We start from the raw sequence: 20176 nt of genomic DNA on the forward strand, positions 1-20176 counted from the left end.
GAGTGTTTTTTATGATTATAAAAGCAAAACAATTATCAAAAACATATGGTTCTGACAACAATAAAGTTATTGCACTTAATAATGTCAATTTAGAAATAAACTCAGGAGAATTTGTTTCTATAATTGGTCCTTCTGGAAGTGGAAAAAGTACGCTTTTACATATCTTAAGTGGTTTGGACAACCCTACCTCTGGACAGGTGTTTCTGGATGATAAAGATATATATAAATATAGTGAAAAGAAATTATCTGCTCTTAGAAGAAAATCCTTTGGATTTGTTTTTCAACAGTTTAATCTTTTACCAGTTCTTACAGCATCAGAAAATATTTTAATGCCTGTACTTCTAGATAAAAAACAACCTGATAAGAAATACTTAAATGAAATCTCATCATTACTTGGAATCACAGACAGACTTCACCATCTTCCTCATGAACTTTCAGGTGGTCAGCAACAAAGAGTTGCAATTGCAAGAGCACTTATTGCAAAGCCAGATATAATATTTGCTGATGAGCCTACAGGAAACTTAGATAGTAAAAGTGGTAGCGAAGTTATGAATCTTCTTATCAAAACCTCAAAACAGTTTGGTAAGACTTTAGTTGTAATCACTCATGATGATAGAATTGCAAAACTTGCTGATAGAAGACTTTCAATTATTGATGGCGCACTTATGGAGGTGGAATAATAATGAAGAGTTATCTTTCACTTTCAATAAAAGAATTAAAAAGCCAAAAACTTATGACTGCGCTTATTATTATCGCAATAGTACTATCAACCATTATGACGACTGTGATTGGACAGTCAATTGCTATACTTCAAAATTTAAGAATTGAACAAGCTCGCTCTTTTAATGGGGATAGGCATGTATCCTTTCATCAACTTACCAAAAATCAAGTTGATAAAATAAAGAAAGATAGTAGAATTTATCAAGCTGGTACTTCAATAGCTCTTGGTACTAGTAAAATAAAGGATTCTGGTATCTCTGTACTTGTAAAAGAGTATGATAAAATAGGACTTTCCAACTATCCAAAGTTAACAAAATTAAAGTCTGGAAATCTTCCTAAAAATGATAATGAAATAGCCTTAGATGAAAATACGCTAAAACTTATGGGTATAAAACCAAAACTAGGTATGACAGTATCTATGAATTTGGATATTTCACTTTTAAAAGATACTATACCAGCATATAATTACACAGCCAACTTTAAATTGAGTGGTATTTTAGAAGATGATTATACAGGATATGCAAGTGGCATAGTAAATGGTATTGTAGGCAAAGGCACATCAGAAAATTTTCTGCCTAAGAGATATGCCTTATCTTCATTAGATTTTAAAGTAAGACAACAAGACGAATTTCAAGAAATAGTGAATCAATTAGCTAAAAATATAGGTCTTCCTCACGATTCAATTCAGTATAATTGGATTTATTTAAATGCACTTGGGATACAGTTTGAAAAAGATAATTCTAATGATGATAGTATATCTATTATTATATTGGTATCTTTATTCGTTGCTTTATTAGTTTTATTGGCTTCAGGACTTGTAATCTATAATATTTTAAAAATATCTGTTACAAAGAAGATTAAAGAATATGGATGTCTAAGAGCAATAGGTGCTGAACCAAAGCAACTATATAAGCTTATTATTTTACAAGTTTTAATCTTATGTGCTATTGCTATACCTATTGGAGTTATAGTTGGAATTATATCTTCTGAAAGTATAACTACAATGGTAACTAATATCTTAAACCCAAATATACTTCTAGCAAATAATAATACAGAAATAACTGAGCTTATACATAAGAACTCAAATGCTTATCTATTCCCGTTATTAGTAAGTTCTAGTATGTCGTTGATTTTTTCACTTATTTCGGCATTACCATCAGCAATATACGCTTCACATGTATCTCCAAAAACTGCTATGGCTGGTACTACTACCAAAATCAAAAGAAAGATTAGAAAAGAAAAAACAATAAAAAACTTTGAAAGACATCTTGCATGGTTAAACTTAAAAAGAAATAAAGGAAGAACTATAATAACTATACTCTCTTTATTTATGAGTATAACAGTATTCGTTGCACTGAGTGAGTTTTCTAATGTATTAGATGTATCTAAATCAGTAAGTAGTTTAAAAGAAGGAGATTTCTCCTTAACAAACGAAATAACTGGTTTTGATAAATCCACTCTAGATAAAATAAACAGCATGAAAGATATCAATCGTACTTCTTTTATAAAATACTCAGAATACAAACAAGAGGAAATAGATACAAATATCAATTTTGAAAATAGTGGTGAGATGTTAAAAATCATTGGAATCGATGAGCAAACCTTAAAAGATTGTATGCCTTCTATTACAGATTCTACACTAGAAGATTTCAAAAATGGTTCTATTTGCTTTATAAAAAATCCAGTTGCGATTTCTACTCCAGGTATAAAAACTAAATATACAAGCCTAAAGCCAAAGGACAGTATTACAATAAATAAAAAGCAACTAGAAATATATAATACAATAGATAAAATGTTTATTTTACAAGGTAAGGGTTGGCTAAATGGTGTTGATATTATTATATATGACTCTGTTTATGATACTTTGACAAACAAGGACAAGTTCAATCAAATAAACATTTATGCTAAAGATAAGTCAGATTTAGAACAAATAAGATTATCTATAGAACAGATTTGTAAAAATAACCCTGGCTCTCATTGGATATCATATATCGAATCAGACAAGCAACTCAAAGAGAGTTTTAAACAAATAGAATTTCTAGCATGGGCAGTAATCCTGTTTGTGGGCTTGATTGGTACTTTAAACATAATTAACACAACTAATACAAATATAAATACTAGAATTAATGAGATTGGGGTTAAAAGAGCTATTGGTATGAGTAATAGTAGCCTCTATAAGATGTTTTTATGGGAAGGTGCTTACTATGGAATTTTCGCAGCCATATTTGGTTCTATTGCTGGATATGCCAGTGCCATTATCATAAACATGGCAACTATAGAAAAACTTGATTTTGCTAATATACCAATTCTTTCAATCTCACAAGCTACTCTTGTTTCTATACTTGCATGTATAATAGCTACTCTTATTCCATTAAGAAAAGTTAAAAAGATGAATATAATTGACTGCATAGATATTAATTGAAATTTAAGAAAGAGGAGGCATAATATCCCTCCTCTTTTGATTTAAAATATATAAGTTAAATTTATAAAGCTTTTAAGTAATTAAGAGACATGCCAAAATATAACACATGCCCCACCTGATTTTGAATTTTCTATTTTGACAGAACCTCCAAGCTGTTCCACTAATTGCTTAACAATATAAAGTCCAAGACCAGAATGACCACCTTTAGTCTGTCTAGCCTCATCACCTCTATAAAACTTATCAAGAGCCTTTTTCAAATCTTTAGAACTAAACCCACTACCAGAATCACAAATCTTATAATAGATATAGTTTTTTTCAGCTTCTACGATGATGTTAATACTACCACCTACTGGAGTGTATTCTAGACTATTGGATATAATATTATCAAAAATTCGTGTCAATCTATCAACATCTATTTGAACTGGAGATTGTATATTACCCTGTATTTTTAAAACAAGCTTGATTTCTTTTTGATGAGCCTGTAATTCATAGCCCTGTACCTTTTGTTCCAAAAACTCAGGTAAATTTACAGGGACGAGGTTTAATTGTATATTTGATTTTTCCAAATCAGAAGTGTATTGCATTTTCTGAACAAGAGATGCACTTTTTTCTGTATTTTCTCTTATAACTGTAAGATATCTGTGTAATTTTTCGTTACCCTCTAAATTATTGTCAATAAGTGCATCTGTATATCCCAAAATAATAGAAAGAGGAGACTTCAAGTCATGTGCTAAAGCCTCTACCATCTCAACACGTTCCTGTTCCATTTTCCACTGTACAGATAAAGATTTCTTTAATTCATCTTTCATTTCAGAAAAAGCACTGCAAAGTTCTCCAAGTTCATTATCTGAGTAGTAGTCGATTTCAAAATCAAGGTTCTTTTCTCTTATCTTCTTGGATGCATCGATTAAGAGATGTACTGGTTTATTGATATTTTTTACAAAATCTTTAGAAAACCATATAGTAAACCCAATAATATATAGAAATGGAGAGAATAAACCTGTTGCAATAATTACACCTATAAATTTCCCCCTATTATTTGCAAATGTAACTTTTACTACATAGGATAGAATAACAGCTCCCTCAACCTTCCCATTGTCATCTTTGATAGGAATAGTATAGATATAACTCCCTTTACGAGAAGTTTTTTTGCTAAAATTGCTAAATAATTCTTCTTTTGTCTTGAATGGTTTTTGTGGATTAATACTATACAAGACATTGCCATTATCATCCACAACTTGATATAAAATCCCATTCCCATGAATAACACTTTTTAATTCGTCTTCATTCGATTGAGATAACAAGTCTATGTTTTTTTCATTAACGTATGCCTCAATTCCAGAAACTTGCCTCTCATAGTAATTTGCTGGATAAATGTCTTTATTTAATGAATATATAAACAAGTAAATAGCAAACACATAAGTAATTACTGTGGAGACTATACTAGCCACTATAATCAAAAGAAAGGTGCGCCTGAATTGTGTTATAAGTGATTGATTTTTCATTTAATATTTTCTCCTTCCTTACATTTTATTCCACTTATATCCAATTCCCCAAACTGTAGAAATGTATTCTTTTTCTGGCATCACAGCGGCAAACTTAGCTCGTATTTTTTTAATTCGTTCAACAACAGTTGAAGAATCACCCTCAGAATCGCATCCCCATACTTTTTCATAGACTTGTTCTCTAGAAAAGACTTGTCCTGCATGGAGTGCTAGTAGTTCAACAATATCATACTCTATTTTAGTTAAATCAATCTCCTTACCATCAATTTTAACTGTACGTTCCCTCATACATAGACATAACTTTCCAAAGTACAATGTAGAGCGTTTGTTCTCTTCATTGATATACTGTGACCGTTTTTCCCTACGCAAATTGGCTTCAATTCTTGCCATAAGTTCACGTAGTCCAAAAGGTTTTGTTATATAATCATCCCCTCCAAAGGTCAAGCCCTTGATTTTGTCAGTTTCTGACTGCTTTGCACTCAAAAATATAATTGGACACAAGACATCATCCCTAATTGCCTGACATACTTCAAAACCATCCATTTTAGGCATCATAATATCTAGTATGATAAGGTCAGGCTGCTTTTTTGATAACTCTATACCAGTCTGTCCATCATAAGCTATCAATACTTCATGACCTTTTCCCTTTAACTCGTCTTCAAGTAACATTACTAAGTCTACTTCATCATCAATAATCAATATTTTACTCAATATAACACCACCTTTCTTTTGTAGGAAGGTAAGTATTAAAGTAATATATATCTACTCGCAATTTTTCCTTCCTTCCCATATTTTAAACCAAGTAACCCCTCCTATCAATAATATAATCAGACCTATTACTACAGCTACAAAATGTATAGTAGCTGATTGTATCATTTCAGAATAAATCACATCATTTGGAATATTTCCAGTTCCTTTAATAAAATAAGTTCCTGGAAGCATACCCAATTTTACTGGCCATGTCCAAGGTACAAATGGGCCAATTTTTGAGCCCACATTTGTTAGACCAAGTATTGCTGCCATTAAAATTCCACCAATACTAATACCAATAGATGCACCCATTCCCCATGCAAAACTCACCCAAAGATGAATAGCTAATAGTGGAAGCGTCCCAATCACCACAAGTCCTGCTGCTGACAGAAATAACCTTATTGTTACTCCATATGGCACTGCAATATTCATACCTATACAGAGTATCAATGTAGCAATAAATGTGCATACAGTTAAGCAAAACAAAAGAAAAAGAAATTTTCCAAGATATAATCTAACACGAGAAATACCTATGCATAAAAAACCATTGAAATTTCCAGCAAGCTCTTCCTCATATACTATAAATCCAGATAAAATACCTACTCCAATAGGAATGATGAATACAGTCCATACGGTAAAAAATCCTTCAAAAGCAAATGCTTGTGTACTCCCAGATTTGATTGCAAGATAGGCAACCACACATAATGAAAAAATAACAGGCATAAAAAGAGTAAGCCATCGGACGGCTGTTCTCTTTGTTCGAAGCCATTCTGATAATAAGAGTTTTATCATTTGTCATCCCTCCTACTAAACCAAACTGCAGTAAGTGCTGTTAATACTAGAAACACAACCAAAGAAACAACAATCCCAATAGAAATTACTGAAGTATTCAAAAGTGGGTCTCCAGCTTCTAATATAGTACCATTAGGATGTAAGTTAAGGATTGGACACACTATCCTAATTGCCCAACTCCATGGTACTGCAATCCAAAATGATTTTGTCGCAGCAAGGACACCCAATATCATTCCTAAAAATCCAACTCCCATGCTTAAGAACATACCTTTCCACGTAGCAAGCAATAACTGAATTGGAAGTATAGCAAGAGAGACAACCCAACATACAATACTTGCCTCTATAATCTGTCCAAAAGGAATTGGTCCAGCTTTCAATATTAAACCAGTTATAATTGTTATAACTATTAAAACTAGTGTTGAAATAAAACTGTAAACTGCCATCGCCATAACTTTATTAATCCAAAGCATCATAGGAGACACATTGCGTGTACGTAAAGCACGATAATTTCCAGCCTTTTTTTCCTGTGCAGCTACCAAAGTAGCAAACAATGCAAATCCAATAGACAGAAACATAAATGACCACCAATTAAAAATTAATGCTAAAAGACTTTGCCACGCCCAAGAATCTGATTGGGATAATGGATTTTGCATAAGTGTTCCTTGCATTATAAGTGCATATGCTGCAAAAGATACTGGGAAAAAAATAATAAGTTTTCCCATAAATGTTCTTTTATACTTTAAAAGTTCTGATTGTAAAGCATTCATCTGTTTTGTCCTCCTTTAAGAATAACATCTGTAAAAAATTCTTCTAGATTTTCATTGGGGTCAGGTATTCCTTGAAATAGTAATCGTCCTCCATTTATAATTCCTATATTATCTACAACTTGAGCAACCTCTGAAAGAATATGGCTAGAGAGAATTACAGTTATACCTTTTTTTGGAAAAGAAGCAATCAACTCACGAAGTTCTTGAATTCCAAAAGGGTCAAGCCCATTAGTTGGTTCATCTAGTATTAACAGTTCTGGGTCACTCAAAAGTGCAATAGCTATTCCTAACCTTTGTTTCATCCCCATAGAAAATTGTGAAGCTCTCTTTTTCCCTGTGTTTTTCAAGTTTACTATTTCTAATACCTCATAAATTTTATCTTTAGGAATTCCCAAAATTTTCGTATGTACTAATAAATTTTCCTCTGCTGTAAGATTCCCATACAAAGAAGGGGATTCTATTAAGGCACCAATTTTTGCAAGAGATTCTCGCTTCCAAAGTTTCCTATCAAAAATAATACGTCCATCTGTTGGACGAAGAAGACCAACAAGCATTTTAAGTGTGGTAGACTTCCCTGCACCATTTGGACCTAAAAGACCATAGATACTGTTTCGCTCAATTTGCAAAGAAACATTGTTAACTGCCATTTGTTCCCTATATCTTTTTGATAAATTTTTTGTTTCAAGAATTAAATCTTTCATATTTATTTCTCCTTTCTTGTAATTCATGAATTTCTGTTACTAAGAGAATACTAACATGAAAAAATAACAATTCTATAACAGCTATCAGTTTTAATAAATTTAAAATAAAAAAATAGAGTTGCCAATTTTATTTTGACAACTCTATCTAAATTTATGTTTAACATTTATATTAGATTTAAACTTAATTGTATTAGACTTAAACTTATTCCCTATAATTATACTAGCCTTAAATTTATTCTATAATTTTTAAATCATGTACTAATCTATTAATTCATATTTCTTTAGACATCTAACATAGTTTGCTACTAGATAATAATTATTTATATCATATTTATCTAATCCTCTAAAGGCAGTTATCTCATCATTAAGCTCATCACTACCCTCTACAAATACACATCCTGTTTCAAATTCCATACCCACTGTAATTGGACAACCACTATAAATTTCTTCTTGTGCATCGTATAATTTTTTTGCATTCCCTTCATTTTGAATTGTAAATACAATAGGCTTTAATTCTGCATTATTGGTAATCTTTTCTGAGAAAGGCTTATTTAATTTAATATTATTGATAATTACATCCTTGAACTCTTCTGAATTTTCTTCCTTTACAGTATATTTTTGTTTTAAAAACTCTATTACTTCTGAAATAGGTTTAGAATTTACTTTTAAAGTATCTTTATATTTTTCATATACCGATTTCCATTGTTCAATCTTTTCTTGAGATACTTCTTTAGTATATGTACTTACTTTTTCTTGTGATATTTTTTTCATTAAAATTTCTCCTTTGAGTCTATGTAATCACATTTACATATTTTATTTAAAATTATATATCTGTAACTTATTCATTTTGTTACTAGTATAATACTCTTAAAAACTTTACAAATCAATTTAATTTTGCTACCTTTTATTTATAACAACTTATAGTCCATTTCTCAACTATTTTCAATAACTTACTTTTATAAGGAGGTTTTCTTTATGATTTTAAATAGAACTGAGCTTTTCCGAGGATATTCTTTAGATAGATTTAATGAGATATGCAGTATATTGTCAGTAAATAAAATTAAATATAAGTATAAAGTAAGGAACAATACTTACTCTAAAGGGTCTTTTTCAAATAAAATGATTCTTGGAAATTTAGGGCAAAAAGAAGATTTTTCTTATGAGTACTCAATTTATGTACATAAAGATGACTATGAACAAGCAGATGCTCTAATAAATTCTAAATTTAGATAAGGTTATTAATTAAACATGACATTCTGTTGTCGTATTTGATATGTTATTATATTTTAAAATTATATACTTTAAAACTATTTTTATAGTATTTAAAGCTTTAAACTAAGGAGATACATTATATGAAAATAAATATAAAATCAACTTTAAATGAATTTATTAAGCAGAATAATCTTTTTGATAACGACAAAATAACATCATATCTTCCTAATATAACAATAGACACAGATACCATAAAAACTATCATGATTAATGAAGTTGTACCAAATAACCCTAATGATGATTTTTATAGTATAGATGAAGATGCTGATTACTTAAAAACCACTATCCCTTTATTCAACAATGCAGGTATAGAAGTATCTAATATAAATGATATTTTAGATATGGGTATCTATATAACCAATGCAGTAAAACTCCCTAAATCGGAATATACAATAACTAGTGACACAATTAAATTACACATGCCTATTTTAGAAGAGGAAATTAAATTATTCGATAATTTAGAAGTAGTGATGTTGATGGGAGATGTTGCAAAAAAATCTTTTAACATGATTACTAAAAAACATACAAAAAAGAATGCTATCCCTTCTATCTCAACATATAAACTTCGTAACAATGAACTTTATTATGATAAATTAAGAATATTTCCATCCTATATCATGACTGGTGGAAACATATTGATTGAAAAGTCAAAGTTTGAAATGGCATCAGAGGATATAAAAAAAATGGTTGAGATTATAAAATAATAGATACCAATTTAAATAAACAATAAGCGCCTCAAAAACTTTTATTTATGAGGCGCTTTTATCTTCATGTTAATAATCTTATATATTTATATATCATTCTTTTTAATCTCTACTATATTATATGATTACATATTACTATTTATAATCCTCTCATAAGATTACTGTATTTTTCTCTTTATTACTCTAAAATTTTTATTTAATAAGATAGTTATTAATACAAGTTAAATATATCTACTTATCTAAAAACATCTCCTTAACAGTAACATCTGGATGATGATACTTCTTTCTATCTGTTAAAAACGATTTTTTTATATTTATAGCCTCTTTTGGACACCAGTGAAAACAAGCTAAACATCTTTCACACTCATTACCCCATTTTGGCTTTTTATAAACTATACTTATATTGTCTACAGGACAAACCTTTTTACATGTCCCACATCCATTACATTTACTCTCTGCAAAAAATTTAGTAGTTGCAATTTGCATATTCTTCCCTACTAAACGAAGCATAACACTATCTATATATGACTTTAAATTATTCTTTCCTTCTATACTTCCATTTTCAGAATTATTGATATACTTTGCAATCTCAGATACTCTATTAGTTAAATTTCTTAATCTCTCTTCTTCAACATCTAAAGGTGTTGTCAAAGCGTTGCCAGGCATATCAATTATAAAACCAGCTGATAATTTTTTGCCCTTTTTCTTAAGCAACTTATCTATAGTAAACAAACTATGTCCAGCTACTCCATTACAAGTGGCAATAGCATATATATGAGTATTACTATTAAAATTTAATTTATCTACAAAAGATTTTACTATATCAGGAGCATTAGCAAAATACACAGGAAAAACGATTATTAGTACATCTTCATTTATATCTATATTTTGCTTTTTTCTATGTATAGCTAATGGTATTACTTCCTTATTTTCATTTAACATCCCTTTTAAAGTCTTTGAAACTACTAAAGAGTTCCCTGTCCCAGAAAAATAATAAATCTTAGAACTCATTCTTATCCCTCTTTCTATCATTTTGTATCATTAATAGTTAAAAAGACTTCTTAAAATAGAGTTTGTATCTACTTTCCAATTCTATCTAAAATCTTAGCAAACAAGGGTAACTCTTCATCAGAAATAGATTTAAATGTCTCTACTGCATACATACTTGCAATTTTATTTAATGGTTCTTCTAATTCTCTACCTAAATCTGTTAAGAATATTTGAAACTTACGTCTATCTTTAGCATCTACTTTACGTACAATCAATCCTTTATTTTTCATAACATCTAAGATTCTTGTAGTATTGGATTTATCCTTACATGATTTTTCACATAAATCTATCTGAGAAATTCCATCTTGTTCCCATAGAAATCTTAATAACGCATAATGATCAGCTGTTATATCATATCCATTTTGTTTAAACATTTTTTTCAAATCATCTTTTACCTTCAATGAAGTACTTACTAGCTTAGTTGTAACTTCATATAGTTCCTCAAAATCTTTCATTTTACCTCCATTTAGATAATCCCTTGCGCCTCCCATCTATCAATTATTCCTTTATATTGCTCAATATTTTTAAAAGCCATTGGCTTTAAAACAACATTCATAGCAATAAAGTTATAGATTTGAGAAAACACAGGCGGATTTTTATTTTCCTCTATGCAATAAATAAATTTTTTAGATACTTTTTGTATCTTTAATTCTACTCTTTCAGTTATAGGATTCTGATTAAATCCAGTTTTTATAGATAAATTACCACAAGTATAACCTCCAGAATCTAAGACCATCGATTTCATAAAAGAAATTGCTTTTGAACCACGAGCATTTTCATATGTAGTAACTGCTATACATGGCTTACGATGTAATAATCTTTCCAACATCATATGTGCTCTATCTGTAAATACCTTGAAAAGCCCAGTTACACTACTTCCATAAGTAGGACTACCAAATATAACACCATCACTCTTAGTAATTATATCATGAATGTACTCTACTTTATCACTTTGATTAATACACTTCCCCATTTTATAACAATTTAAACAACCAATACAATACGATGGATTGACTTCACTTAAATCAAAATAATTAATTTCTACTGTTGGAATTAATCTTTCAATATCTTTGCACAAACAAGTCAAAACCTTTGATGTAGCCCCATTTTTTCTAGGACTTCCATTTATAACCGTGATTATCATTTCTATACCCCCTTTTTAGTTGTTATATCAACAATAAGTATATCAACTATATTTTCAGCTGTCAATATACACATTTATTTAACTTAAAGCTATACTTACACAACTCAACTAAGAATTAAATTTAATTATATCTAGTTATTTAGGAGTTATAAATGAGCTATTTTTACTAATTGACAAACTAAATTAATGATAATATACTTTATATATTACAAATGTAAGTATAAGGAGGTATAATCATGAAAAAAGTACCACAAATTTCAGAAGCAGAGTATCAAGTTATGAAGATTGTTTGGAAATATGCTCCTATTAGCACTAATGAAGTAATTGAAAAATTAGTAGAAACAAGTACATGGAGTCCTAAAACTATTCAAACAATGCTATTGCGATTAGTTAAAAAAGGAGCTTTAACATATGAAAAAAATAGTAGAGTTTTCGTTTATACTCCACTTGTTAAAGAAGAAGAATATGTAGCTACAGAAAGTCGTTCTTTCTTAAATCGTTTTTATAATGGTGCTCTTAATTCTATGGTGCTAAACTTTTTGGAAAACGATAAACTATCTGAAGATGATATTGAGGAATTGAAAGAGATTTTAAACAAAAGGGTGACTAAGGAGGATAAGTAAATATGTATGCTCCATTCTTTATACGATTCCTATTCAGTACATTAACCCTATCATTATTAATTGTTGCAATTTTATTTATTAAAAAGATATTTAATAAGCACATTTCTGCAAAATGCCACTATAATATTGGATTTATATTGCTTATAACATTAATAATTCCATTTATCCCTCTTAAATACATTAATCTTGGAAATATGCTTAACTATCTATATGGTTTTACTCAAATTGAAAATAATACTGCTAATACTTATATAATAAAAAATAGCTCAAATAGTATTATTAATCACTCAAATACATTAAAGGATTTTTCAGTATCTCTGAATCAATCTAATTTTGATAGTTTAAATATTTTATTATTAACATTATGGATGATTGGTATTTCAATTATGATAGTTATCACGATTCATTGTAATTTTAAAATAAGAAATATGAAAAAATCTGCACATATTTTAGATGATGATGAGATAGTTTTACTATCTGAACAATGTAAAAAAGATATTGGTATAAATAAAGATTTTATATTATGTAAATCCTGCATCATAAATACACCTATTACATTTGGATACTTTAAACCACATATTATATTACCAGATAAGTCTATATCTAAATTATCTTTAAAAGATATAAAATATATTTTACTTCATGAATTACAACATTCTAAAAATAGAGACATATTGATAAATTATATAATGTGTTTTTTCCAAATATTATACTGGTTTAACCCTCTTGTATGGTATGCTCTTAAAGAAATGCGAGTAGACCGTGAAATTGCATGTGATATTTCAGTTCTAAAGAAACTTGATAAAGATGATTATATAGAATATGGACAAACACTAATAAACTTTGTAGATAATATTTCAAGACCCTCTAATCTCGCACTTACATCAGATATTGGTGGGTCAAAACAACAAATTAAAAGGCGATTATTGAAGATAACAAATTTTCATACTGAGTCAAAATTTTTAAAACTAAAAAGTCTTTTAATTCTTACATTGATTGCTTTAATTGTATTTGGAAATAGCCCTACATTATCTATTATGGCGGATGTTAATGAAGAATATAAACCTACAAATAGTCAAACTATGTATGAAGACCTAAGCAAATACTTTAAAGGTTTTGATGGAAGTTTTGTTATGTATGATTTAAAATCCAATCAATATCATATTTACAATGAGGAAAAAAGTAAAAAAAGAATTTCTCCAAATTCTACTTATAAAATTTATAGTGCTTTATTGGGATTAGAAAATGGGATTATAACAAAAAATAATTCATACATCCCTTGGGATGGAAAACTTCATTCTATTAACTCTTGGAATAAAGACCAAGACTTATTTTCTGCTATGGAGAACTCCGTAAACTGGTACTTTCATTATCTAGATAAAAAAACAGGGATAAAAGATATACAAACTTATCTTAAACAGATTAAGTATGGTAATTGTGATATTTCAGGAGGTATCTCACGTTTTTGGCTAGAATCCTCATTAAAAATTTCACCTATTGAACAGGTAAAAGTACTTAGAGATTTCTATACAAATAAGTTTAATTTTAAAGATAAAAATATAGAAGCTGTAAAAGATTCATTGATAGTATCAAAAAAGGATGGCGTCTCACTTTCTGGCAAAACAGGCACCGCTACTATAAATGGTAAAGATGTAAATGGTTGGTTTATAGGTTATGTAGAAAAAAATGAAAATACTTATTTCTTTGCTACAAATATCCAAAGTAAAGATTATTCTAATGGTAGTTTAGCAGCTAAAATAACATTATCTATATTAAATGACAAAAAAATCTATAATTTTTAATATATTTACTATAAAACCTAAAAACTTCACATAATTTTCATATGAATTATCTATTAAATTCACATACAAGAGTTATTATGTAAACATAGAAGATAGTAAAACTAGCTTAAAAACATAATATAATACCCTATATGAAATAGTGGCAACTCTCCCTCACATCCTCAATTGTTGCCACTATTTTAATTTTTTGTATGATAACATATAAGATATATAAAAAAATCAACAGAAAAATCAATATCGTATCCATTCAGAAAAACCATATGAAAGAATTGGATTAAAAGAGATAAAATTTTATTTCTGATAAAAACCATATTATTATAATCTTTTCTTGCTAATTATTTATTCAATTTACTAACTTTTATTTTAATTAATGTGTTCTACTTGATTTTATTATAATTAACCTGATTTTTTATCTAAAACTTGTCTATCAATTTTATCAATAACATGAAAATACATATTCACAAAAAAAAAGTCATCTAGCTCAATAGATGACTTTTTATTAGATAATTATTTTCAAATTCGTCGATTGGTATAGGCTTGCTAAATAAATATCCTTGTGCTGTCTCTACTCTACATTGTAATAGCGTAGAAAATTGTTCCTCAGTTTCAATTCCTTCAGCAACCATATAAATATTTAATTTATGACATATTCCTGTAATATATTCCATAATCACCTTTGTTCTAGGATTCGATACAATATTATCAATTAGGCTCTTATCTAATTTCAATATATCAAACTCAACTTCAGAGAGCAGTGCTAAATTTGCATTCTCAGTTCCGAAATCATCAATTGCAATAGCAAAACCAACATCTCTTAAATCTGATATGATTTTTTTCACATCAAGATGCTTCTCATCATGTACTCTTTCTGTTATTTCAATTTTTATGTATTTGGTAGGGACATTATAAGTCTGACAAATTGACACTAAACAATTCACAAATTCTGGTGTTTCTAGTGATTCTTCTGAAAAATTTATAGATATTGGAACGATTGGAACATCATTATCAATCCAATTGCTAAATTTCTTACAAATAGATTCAAATACATAGAAGTCTATTTTACTTAATAGTCCAGATGCTTCTAATATAGGAAGAAAATTATTTGGAGCTACAAGTGAATTAGAATTATCCAAATAACGTATAAGTGCTTCTGCACCTACAACTGAGCGGTCTGAGAAAGAAATCTGAGGTTGTAAATAAACGAGAAAACGATTATTTTGTATTTCTCTTTCAAGAACCTCAGCTTTGCTTAAATGTAACATTTCATCACTATGATGGCGATATCTCTGAGAAACAGAGTGTTTACGATAAAAAGCTTTTTTATCTTCATACATTTCTGCATCCGCATTTTTTATGATTTCTCCTATATCATCAACTGTATTCGCCCAATATGACCCTATCGCAACTTGGCAAGTAGGTCTTTTTCTAAATTCGCCTTTTAGTTCTATTATTTTCTTACTAAAAACGTCTTCTTCAATTTCACGACAAATAATTACAAATTCATCTCCACCTAAACGGTAAAAATCAGAATAATGAAATACCAATTTCATTCGTCTCGCACATTCTATTAATAACTTATCTCCCATTTCATGCCCATATTTATCATTGATATCCTTTAAACCATTCACATCTAAATAAATAATTCCTATAGAAATATCAACTTTTGTAAGTGATTGTGAATCTTCTATAAATCGATTTCTGTTATAGAAAGAAGTAAGTTTATCAATATAACTTAGTTTTGATAATTGCTCCTGAGTTTTAGAATGTTGGCTAGCAAGGGAAATAAAGTAGCAAAGTGTTTGAAGTAATGATGCAATATTCATAATTTTATCTGGAGGCGGATTATCAACTCCTAAATAACCGATAAGTTCTCCATTATGTTCTAATGGGGCTACAACAAGACTAGTAATAGATTGATTATGTAATATTTGGTATTCCCCTGGCGATGTAGATTTAATCTCTTCTAAATCTTTTATAACTATACATTCCTTATTATTAAAATATGGAATCCATCGCTCAATAGTAGATAGTGGAAGGTCTTGTAGATAGTTTCTCTGCGACAAAATATGTTCCTCACACCATTCATAATCATTATACATAAGACCATCTCGAATATAAATAATATATGAACGGTCAGCAGATAAAAAACGACCTAACTTTTCAAGCACAGACATAGTTGCTTTTTTAATGTCACTATCTCTATATAAAATATCTACACACTCTGTAATTATTTTTTCAGCCTCAAGTGTAAATCGTAATTTTATTTTCTCTTCTTCTGATTTTGTGGTATCAAACGCAATCTCCATTCTTGCTGGCTTACCTTCCCATTCAATTAAACGGTCTTTTAACAGATAATGACGACCTGTTACTGGATTTGTAAATTCCCAAGTATAGTTTTCACTTTCTTTTAAATAAGAATTTGTACAAAACTCACAAGGTTCATCTTTTTTCTGTAGTACTTTATAACATTTTTGCCCTTTTATTTGGTCAACCTTAAAACTTTCAATACCTGCTTTATTTAAAAATAATAAATCATAAGTCTCTAAATCACTGATATATAAAAGCTCTGAAATATCATTCATTGGAGCCTGTAAGTCTTCAGCCAATTGAATAAGACGTTCTCTTTTTCTCTGATTATCCTCTTCTGCTAGTACAAGTTTCTTTTGCAAAATATCTTGTTTGGTATCATACATATAAATAAAAATAACTAATAAGGCAAATGAAAGATTTAAAACAATCAAAATATTTTCAGCTGAAGAAACTTTGTTCTCACTAAATTTTTCAGCAGATAAAACTGTTTTGTCTGCTAAATCAAAAAAATCTTCACTGTCTTTATAGAGTGTATCACTTTTTCCACCATCACGAACAATATATATTTCTTGCTTTAAACGTTTCCAATCTCTTTCCATTTGAATCATATTAGTTTGAAAGTCATGGTCATCTACATAAGCAATATTATACACACCACTTCTACCTTGAAGCTCATGAATAATATTATCTACTCTTTTTATTAATTTATCATTTGGCTTATGATTCAATTCTTGCTTAATCACACGTTGTGTTGCTCCACGTATAATCCCAGTATAATTAATTACTTTGGCATTTCCTTGCAAATTGTAGACTAAGTAAATAGATAGTAGGCTGGAAAAAAGAAGCCCTATACTTAAAGTGATTAGAAATCTTTTTCTTCTCATACAGTCCCCTTTCAATTTCATTTAGGAATAAAAACTAATCTCTAATTTATTGGTAACTTTGAAGTATTTATTAAACAAATATAATTACTTTGTATAAGTACTACTAAAATTAGTTATCTTTGTCCATTATACTCCTCTATTTGGCTTTCTTCAACAATAAATACCTCTCTTATTTTAAGATTTTTTTAATAATATAATATTATATATTTGTAATTATATGGAAATAATTAAGATTTTCTCATAATTTATTAGCTATTTTACTTATATCTCTAAGGTCAAATATCCCAAGTATCACAATTTATGATTTCACTTACGATTAAATTTTTAAGTAAATCTATCTAATGAATTTTTTTAATACATATACTTTATTTCTTTTAATAAAATTTTTTAAATATTAAAAAATAGGTAATAAAAAATAACATATAAAATACAATCTTCAAGTGAATGAGATTAATCCTAAAATTAAGAAAAATTAATCTTCAAATATTGATTTAACAATAGGTATAACATAATGGCTTCCTCCACGATTCTTTACATCTTCAATCATAGCAATTGCCAGATACTGTTTATCACTATTTTCATCTACAGTAAAAGCGTTGAACCATCCAAGTTCTGTCCCTGTAATATCATCTTTAGATGCTTTAATTTCTGCTGTACCAGTTTTACCAGCAATAGTAATTCCCTTAGTCATAGCACTATGACCCGTGCCATTAGGATTTTCAACAACTTGAATCAAATCATCACGAATAATTTTTACAGACTGTTTGGAAAATACACCTTTCTTCCAAAATTCAGCATGTGAATTATCTTTAAATTCAAGGTATGGCTTTATCATATCTCCATTATTTACAAAAGTTGAATACATTGATGCCATATGTACTGGGTTTACTAGAACCTTCCCCTGACCATATCCACTATCTGCTAATTGTATTTCAGTGTCAAATTTATCGTCAGTACCAAATCTTGAAGAAGATATTCCAAATTCAAACGGCATACTTTCCTCAAAACCAAGCTTTAACAACTCTTTTGATAATGTATCTTCACCTATTTTTAATGCTGCTTTAGCAAAATAAATATTGTCAGAATAAATTAATGCATTCTTCATGTTTACAGTGTTACCATAATCTTTTAATGTAGTTACCTTATAACTCCCCCAACTAGAATCTTTTTGCCAGCTAAGACCACTGTGTCCAAAGTTTTCATTTGAATTAAGCTTTCCTGTTGTTAAACCAATACCAGCAGTGATTGGTTTAAAAGAAGACCCAGGACATAATCGTGCTTTAAATCTATTGTACATTGGTTTGTTTTCATTTTCATTGACTTCCTTCCATCTATCTTCTGACATCCCTAGTATAAATTCATTTGGATTGTATGATGGGCTACTTACAAGGGATAAGATTTCTCCTGTTTTAGGATTCATAACTACTGCACATCCTTTATCATTTTTCATTTGTTCATATAATTTACTTTGTAGTTTTGAATCTATAGTTAATTTTACATCTTCTCCATCTATTTTAGGCTCAGTTACTAGAGTTTTTTTCTTATCTCCATATCTATCAGCTATAATAACCTCACATCCATCAATACCACGTATCCTGTCTTCCAGTAAACTCTCTAAACCAATCTTACCAATTATGCTATTAGAATTATATCTCTTACCTTCTTTTTCCTTTAATATCTCTGCATTTACATTTTGAACATATCCAGTTAGATGCCCAGCTTTTTCACCTAATGGATACTGTCTAACCTCTGTATTAGATATCTTAACTCCTGGGATACTAAGAAGTGAGTCTTGTAATGCTTTGTCTTCTATTTTTTCGATGGTTTTTATAGGTACCATTGAATTGTCTTTTACCCAAGATGCATTTAATTTCTTTTGAATTTGTTCAACTGGTATATTTAATAAAGTAGATAATTTTTTTAAGTCTTCTGTATTATCACTCATTTTTTCAGGAACTAGACCTATCATTGATGCAAGGCCTTGTCCTGCAATCATTACTCCATTTCGGTCTAAAATATTTCCTCTTTTGGCTTTAAGCTTTGATATTCTTATAGTATTATCTTCTTCAAGTTCTGGAAATATAACATCTGACTTCCATCTTATTCTATAATCTCCATCTTTATCTCTATTTAATGGCACTTCATTTGAAAATGAAATTTCTCCTGCTAAGGTATCCATCTTCGAATCGTATTTTATTATTTTGTCACTATCTTTTTCTTTTTTAACTTCATTAATCTTTACACTTATATTACGTGAATTAATTCCTTCATATATTTTTTTATTTCTTAAAATAAATTTTTCTTTTTTAATTTCTGATTTACTCTTTTCATCTAACAAGTCGTACATCTTTTCATATTGTCTTTCATTTGCAAAAGACATATATTGCTTAAATACTTCATCTGGTTTGCTTTTATTGAGTCCCTCTAATATGAATTTAGCTAAAAAACCAACAATAACTACAAGTAAACAAATTAGAAAACCAAAAATTATCATTTTTCTTGTTTTTTTATTTTTTCTCATACAAACCACCCTTATTATTTTATATATTACATATGTAAGTTTTATGTTTAAAGGAATCTTATGAACATAACTACTCTATACTTTTGTTATGTTTTTAAGTATATCCTAAAAATATGTAGGTAAATATATAATTGATAGTAACTTATATATTACACACGTAAGTTTTAAAAGTCAATAATATTATTACTATTTAATTACTCTTCATATCA

At 28.9% G+C, this 20176-nt stretch carries 17 protein-coding genes; 6 read left to right on the forward strand and 11 right to left on the reverse strand.

From position 1 onward, the window contains the following. Positions 1–11 precede the first annotated feature (11 nt). Both KGF38_RS08720 and KGF38_RS08725 read left to right on the forward strand, forming a co-directional pair. Complete coding sequence (locus KGF38_RS08720) at positions 12–680, forward strand: ABC transporter ATP-binding protein (RefSeq protein ID WP_074179999.1); 669 nt, start codon at positions 12–14, stop codon at positions 678–680. Positions 681–682: 2 nt separating this feature from the next. Then, positions 683–3142, forward strand: a complete 2460-nt coding sequence (locus KGF38_RS08725) for an ABC transporter permease (protein WP_074179998.1) — start codon at positions 683–685, stop codon at positions 3140–3142. A gap of 80 nt (positions 3143–3222) precedes the next feature. Here KGF38_RS08725 and KGF38_RS08730 read toward each other — a convergent pair whose 3' ends face one another. The 6 genes from KGF38_RS08730 to KGF38_RS08755 all read right to left on the reverse strand — a co-directional run bounded on the left by KGF38_RS08730 (position 3223) and on the right by KGF38_RS08755 (position 8428). Further along, positions 3223–4647: a sensor histidine kinase gene (locus tag KGF38_RS08730; protein WP_054269020.1), complete on the reverse strand. Its 1425-nt coding sequence runs from the start codon at positions 4645–4647 to the stop codon at positions 3223–3225. Positions 4648–4665: 18 nt separating this feature from the next. Continuing rightward, positions 4666–5358, reverse strand: a complete 693-nt coding sequence (locus tag KGF38_RS08735) for a response regulator transcription factor (protein WP_054269019.1) — start codon at positions 5356–5358, stop codon at positions 4666–4668. Positions 5359–5409: 51 nt separating this feature from the next. After that, positions 5410–6189, reverse strand: a complete 780-nt coding sequence (locus tag KGF38_RS08740) for a lantibiotic immunity ABC transporter MutG family permease subunit (RefSeq protein ID WP_074179996.1) — start codon at positions 6187–6189, stop codon at positions 5410–5412. Next, on the reverse strand, positions 6186–6956 hold the full coding sequence (locus KGF38_RS08745) for a lantibiotic immunity ABC transporter MutE/EpiE family permease subunit (protein ID WP_054269017.1): 771 nt from the start codon (positions 6954–6956) through the stop codon (positions 6186–6188). Before KGF38_RS08745 ends, KGF38_RS08740 begins: the two co-directional genes overlap by 4 nt. Continuing rightward, on the reverse strand, positions 6953–7657 hold the full coding sequence (locus KGF38_RS08750; protein WP_054269016.1) for a lantibiotic protection ABC transporter ATP-binding protein: 705 nt from the start codon (positions 7655–7657) through the stop codon (positions 6953–6955). Before KGF38_RS08750 ends, KGF38_RS08745 begins: the two co-directional genes overlap by 4 nt. Positions 7658–7915: 258 nt before the next feature. Next, complete coding sequence (locus KGF38_RS08755) at positions 7916–8428, reverse strand: hypothetical protein (RefSeq protein ID WP_054269015.1); 513 nt, start codon at positions 8426–8428, stop codon at positions 7916–7918. Between the two features lie 204 nt (positions 8429–8632). On the opposite strand from KGF38_RS08755, the gene KGF38_RS08760 reads away from it, so the two are divergent. After that, positions 8633–8890, forward strand: coding sequence for a hypothetical protein (locus KGF38_RS08760; protein WP_054269014.1), 258 nt, complete (start codon positions 8633–8635; stop codon positions 8888–8890). 119 nt (positions 8891–9009) lie between these two features. Next, complete coding sequence (locus tag KGF38_RS08765) at positions 9010–9633, forward strand: uracil-DNA glycosylase family protein (protein WP_074179994.1); 624 nt, start codon at positions 9010–9012, stop codon at positions 9631–9633. Between the two features lie 231 nt (positions 9634–9864). Here KGF38_RS08765 and KGF38_RS08770 read toward each other — a convergent pair whose 3' ends face one another. The 3 genes from KGF38_RS08770 to KGF38_RS08780 all read right to left on the reverse strand — a co-directional run bounded on the left by KGF38_RS08770 (position 9865) and on the right by KGF38_RS08780 (position 11827). Continuing rightward, positions 9865–10644, reverse strand: coding sequence for an EFR1 family ferrodoxin (locus tag KGF38_RS08770; protein WP_054269012.1), 780 nt, complete (start codon positions 10642–10644; stop codon positions 9865–9867). A 68-nt stretch (positions 10645–10712) separates the two neighbouring features. Continuing rightward, positions 10713–11138: a MarR family transcriptional regulator gene (locus KGF38_RS08775; RefSeq protein ID WP_074179993.1), complete on the reverse strand. Its 426-nt coding sequence runs from the start codon at positions 11136–11138 to the stop codon at positions 10713–10715. An 11-nt stretch (positions 11139–11149) separates the two neighbouring features. Continuing rightward, a complete protein-coding gene (locus KGF38_RS08780) occupies positions 11150–11827 on the reverse strand; it encodes a flavodoxin family protein (protein WP_054269010.1) in 678 nt (225 codons plus the stop codon). A gap of 236 nt (positions 11828–12063) precedes the next feature. On the opposite strand from KGF38_RS08780, the gene KGF38_RS08785 reads away from it, so the two are divergent. Further along, positions 12064–12450 carry a BlaI/MecI/CopY family transcriptional regulator gene (locus tag KGF38_RS08785; protein WP_054269009.1) on the forward strand — a complete coding sequence of 129 codons (387 nt, stop codon included), beginning with the start codon at positions 12064–12066 and terminating at the stop codon, positions 12448–12450. A gap of 2 nt (positions 12451–12452) precedes the next feature. After that, positions 12453–14252, forward strand: coding sequence for a BlaR1 family beta-lactam sensor/signal transducer (locus KGF38_RS08790; RefSeq protein ID WP_074179992.1), 1800 nt, complete (start codon positions 12453–12455; stop codon positions 14250–14252). Positions 14253–14728: 476 nt separating this feature from the next. Here the strand turns inward: KGF38_RS08790 and KGF38_RS08795 are convergent, their stop codons facing one another. After that, positions 14729–17446: an EAL domain-containing protein gene (locus tag KGF38_RS08795; RefSeq protein ID WP_054268989.1), complete on the reverse strand. Its 2718-nt coding sequence runs from the start codon at positions 17444–17446 to the stop codon at positions 14729–14731. Positions 17447–17918: 472 nt separating this feature from the next. Next, a complete protein-coding gene (locus KGF38_RS08800) occupies positions 17919–19967 on the reverse strand; it encodes a penicillin-binding transpeptidase domain-containing protein (RefSeq protein WP_074179991.1) in 2049 nt (682 codons plus the stop codon). Between the last annotated feature and the right edge of the window lie 209 nt (positions 19968–20176).

Source organism: Clostridioides sp. ZZV14-6387, assembly GCF_020657835.1.
GTDB classification, from domain to species: domain Bacteria; phylum Bacillota; class Clostridia; order Peptostreptococcales; family Peptostreptococcaceae; genus Clostridioides; species Clostridioides difficile_A.

Excerpts from the sequence above, each read along its gene's own strand:
- KGF38_RS08730 (WP_054269020.1), bottom strand. The coding sequence starts at position 4,647 with ATGAAAAATCAATCACTTATAACACAATTCAGGCGCACCTTTCTTTTG.
- KGF38_RS08785 (WP_054269009.1), top strand. The coding sequence starts at position 12,064 with ATGAAAAAAGTACCACAAATTTCAGAAGCAGAGTATCAAGTTATGAAG.
- KGF38_RS08795 (WP_054268989.1), bottom strand. The coding sequence starts at position 17,446 with ATGAGAAGAAAAAGATTTCTAATCACTTTAAGTATAGGGCTTCTTTTT.
- KGF38_RS08725 (WP_074179998.1), top strand. The coding sequence starts at position 683 with ATGAAGAGTTATCTTTCACTTTCAATAAAAGAATTAAAAAGCCAAAAA.
- KGF38_RS08800 (WP_074179991.1), bottom strand. The coding sequence starts at position 19,967 with ATGAGAAAAAATAAAAAAACAAGAAAAATGATAATTTTTGGTTTTCTA.
- KGF38_RS08775 (WP_074179993.1), bottom strand. The coding sequence starts at position 11,138 with ATGAAAGATTTTGAGGAACTATATGAAGTTACAACTAAGCTAGTAAGT.
- KGF38_RS08760 (WP_054269014.1), top strand. The coding sequence starts at position 8,633 with ATGATTTTAAATAGAACTGAGCTTTTCCGAGGATATTCTTTAGATAGA.
- KGF38_RS08745 (WP_054269017.1), bottom strand. The coding sequence starts at position 6,956 with ATGAATGCTTTACAATCAGAACTTTTAAAGTATAAAAGAACATTTATG.
- KGF38_RS08790 (WP_074179992.1), top strand. The coding sequence starts at position 12,453 with ATGTATGCTCCATTCTTTATACGATTCCTATTCAGTACATTAACCCTA.
- KGF38_RS08740 (WP_074179996.1), bottom strand. The coding sequence starts at position 6,189 with ATGATAAAACTCTTATTATCAGAATGGCTTCGAACAAAGAGAACAGCC.
- KGF38_RS08765 (WP_074179994.1), top strand. The coding sequence starts at position 9,010 with ATGAAAATAAATATAAAATCAACTTTAAATGAATTTATTAAGCAGAAT.
- KGF38_RS08750 (WP_054269016.1), bottom strand. The coding sequence starts at position 7,657 with ATGAAAGATTTAATTCTTGAAACAAAAAATTTATCAAAAAGATATAGG.
- KGF38_RS08720 (WP_074179999.1), top strand. The coding sequence starts at position 12 with ATGATTATAAAAGCAAAACAATTATCAAAAACATATGGTTCTGACAAC.
- KGF38_RS08770 (WP_054269012.1), bottom strand. The coding sequence starts at position 10,644 with ATGAGTTCTAAGATTTATTATTTTTCTGGGACAGGGAACTCTTTAGTA.
- KGF38_RS08755 (WP_054269015.1), bottom strand. The coding sequence starts at position 8,428 with ATGAAAAAAATATCACAAGAAAAAGTAAGTACATATACTAAAGAAGTA.
- KGF38_RS08780 (WP_054269010.1), bottom strand. The coding sequence starts at position 11,827 with ATGATAATCACGGTTATAAATGGAAGTCCTAGAAAAAATGGGGCTACA.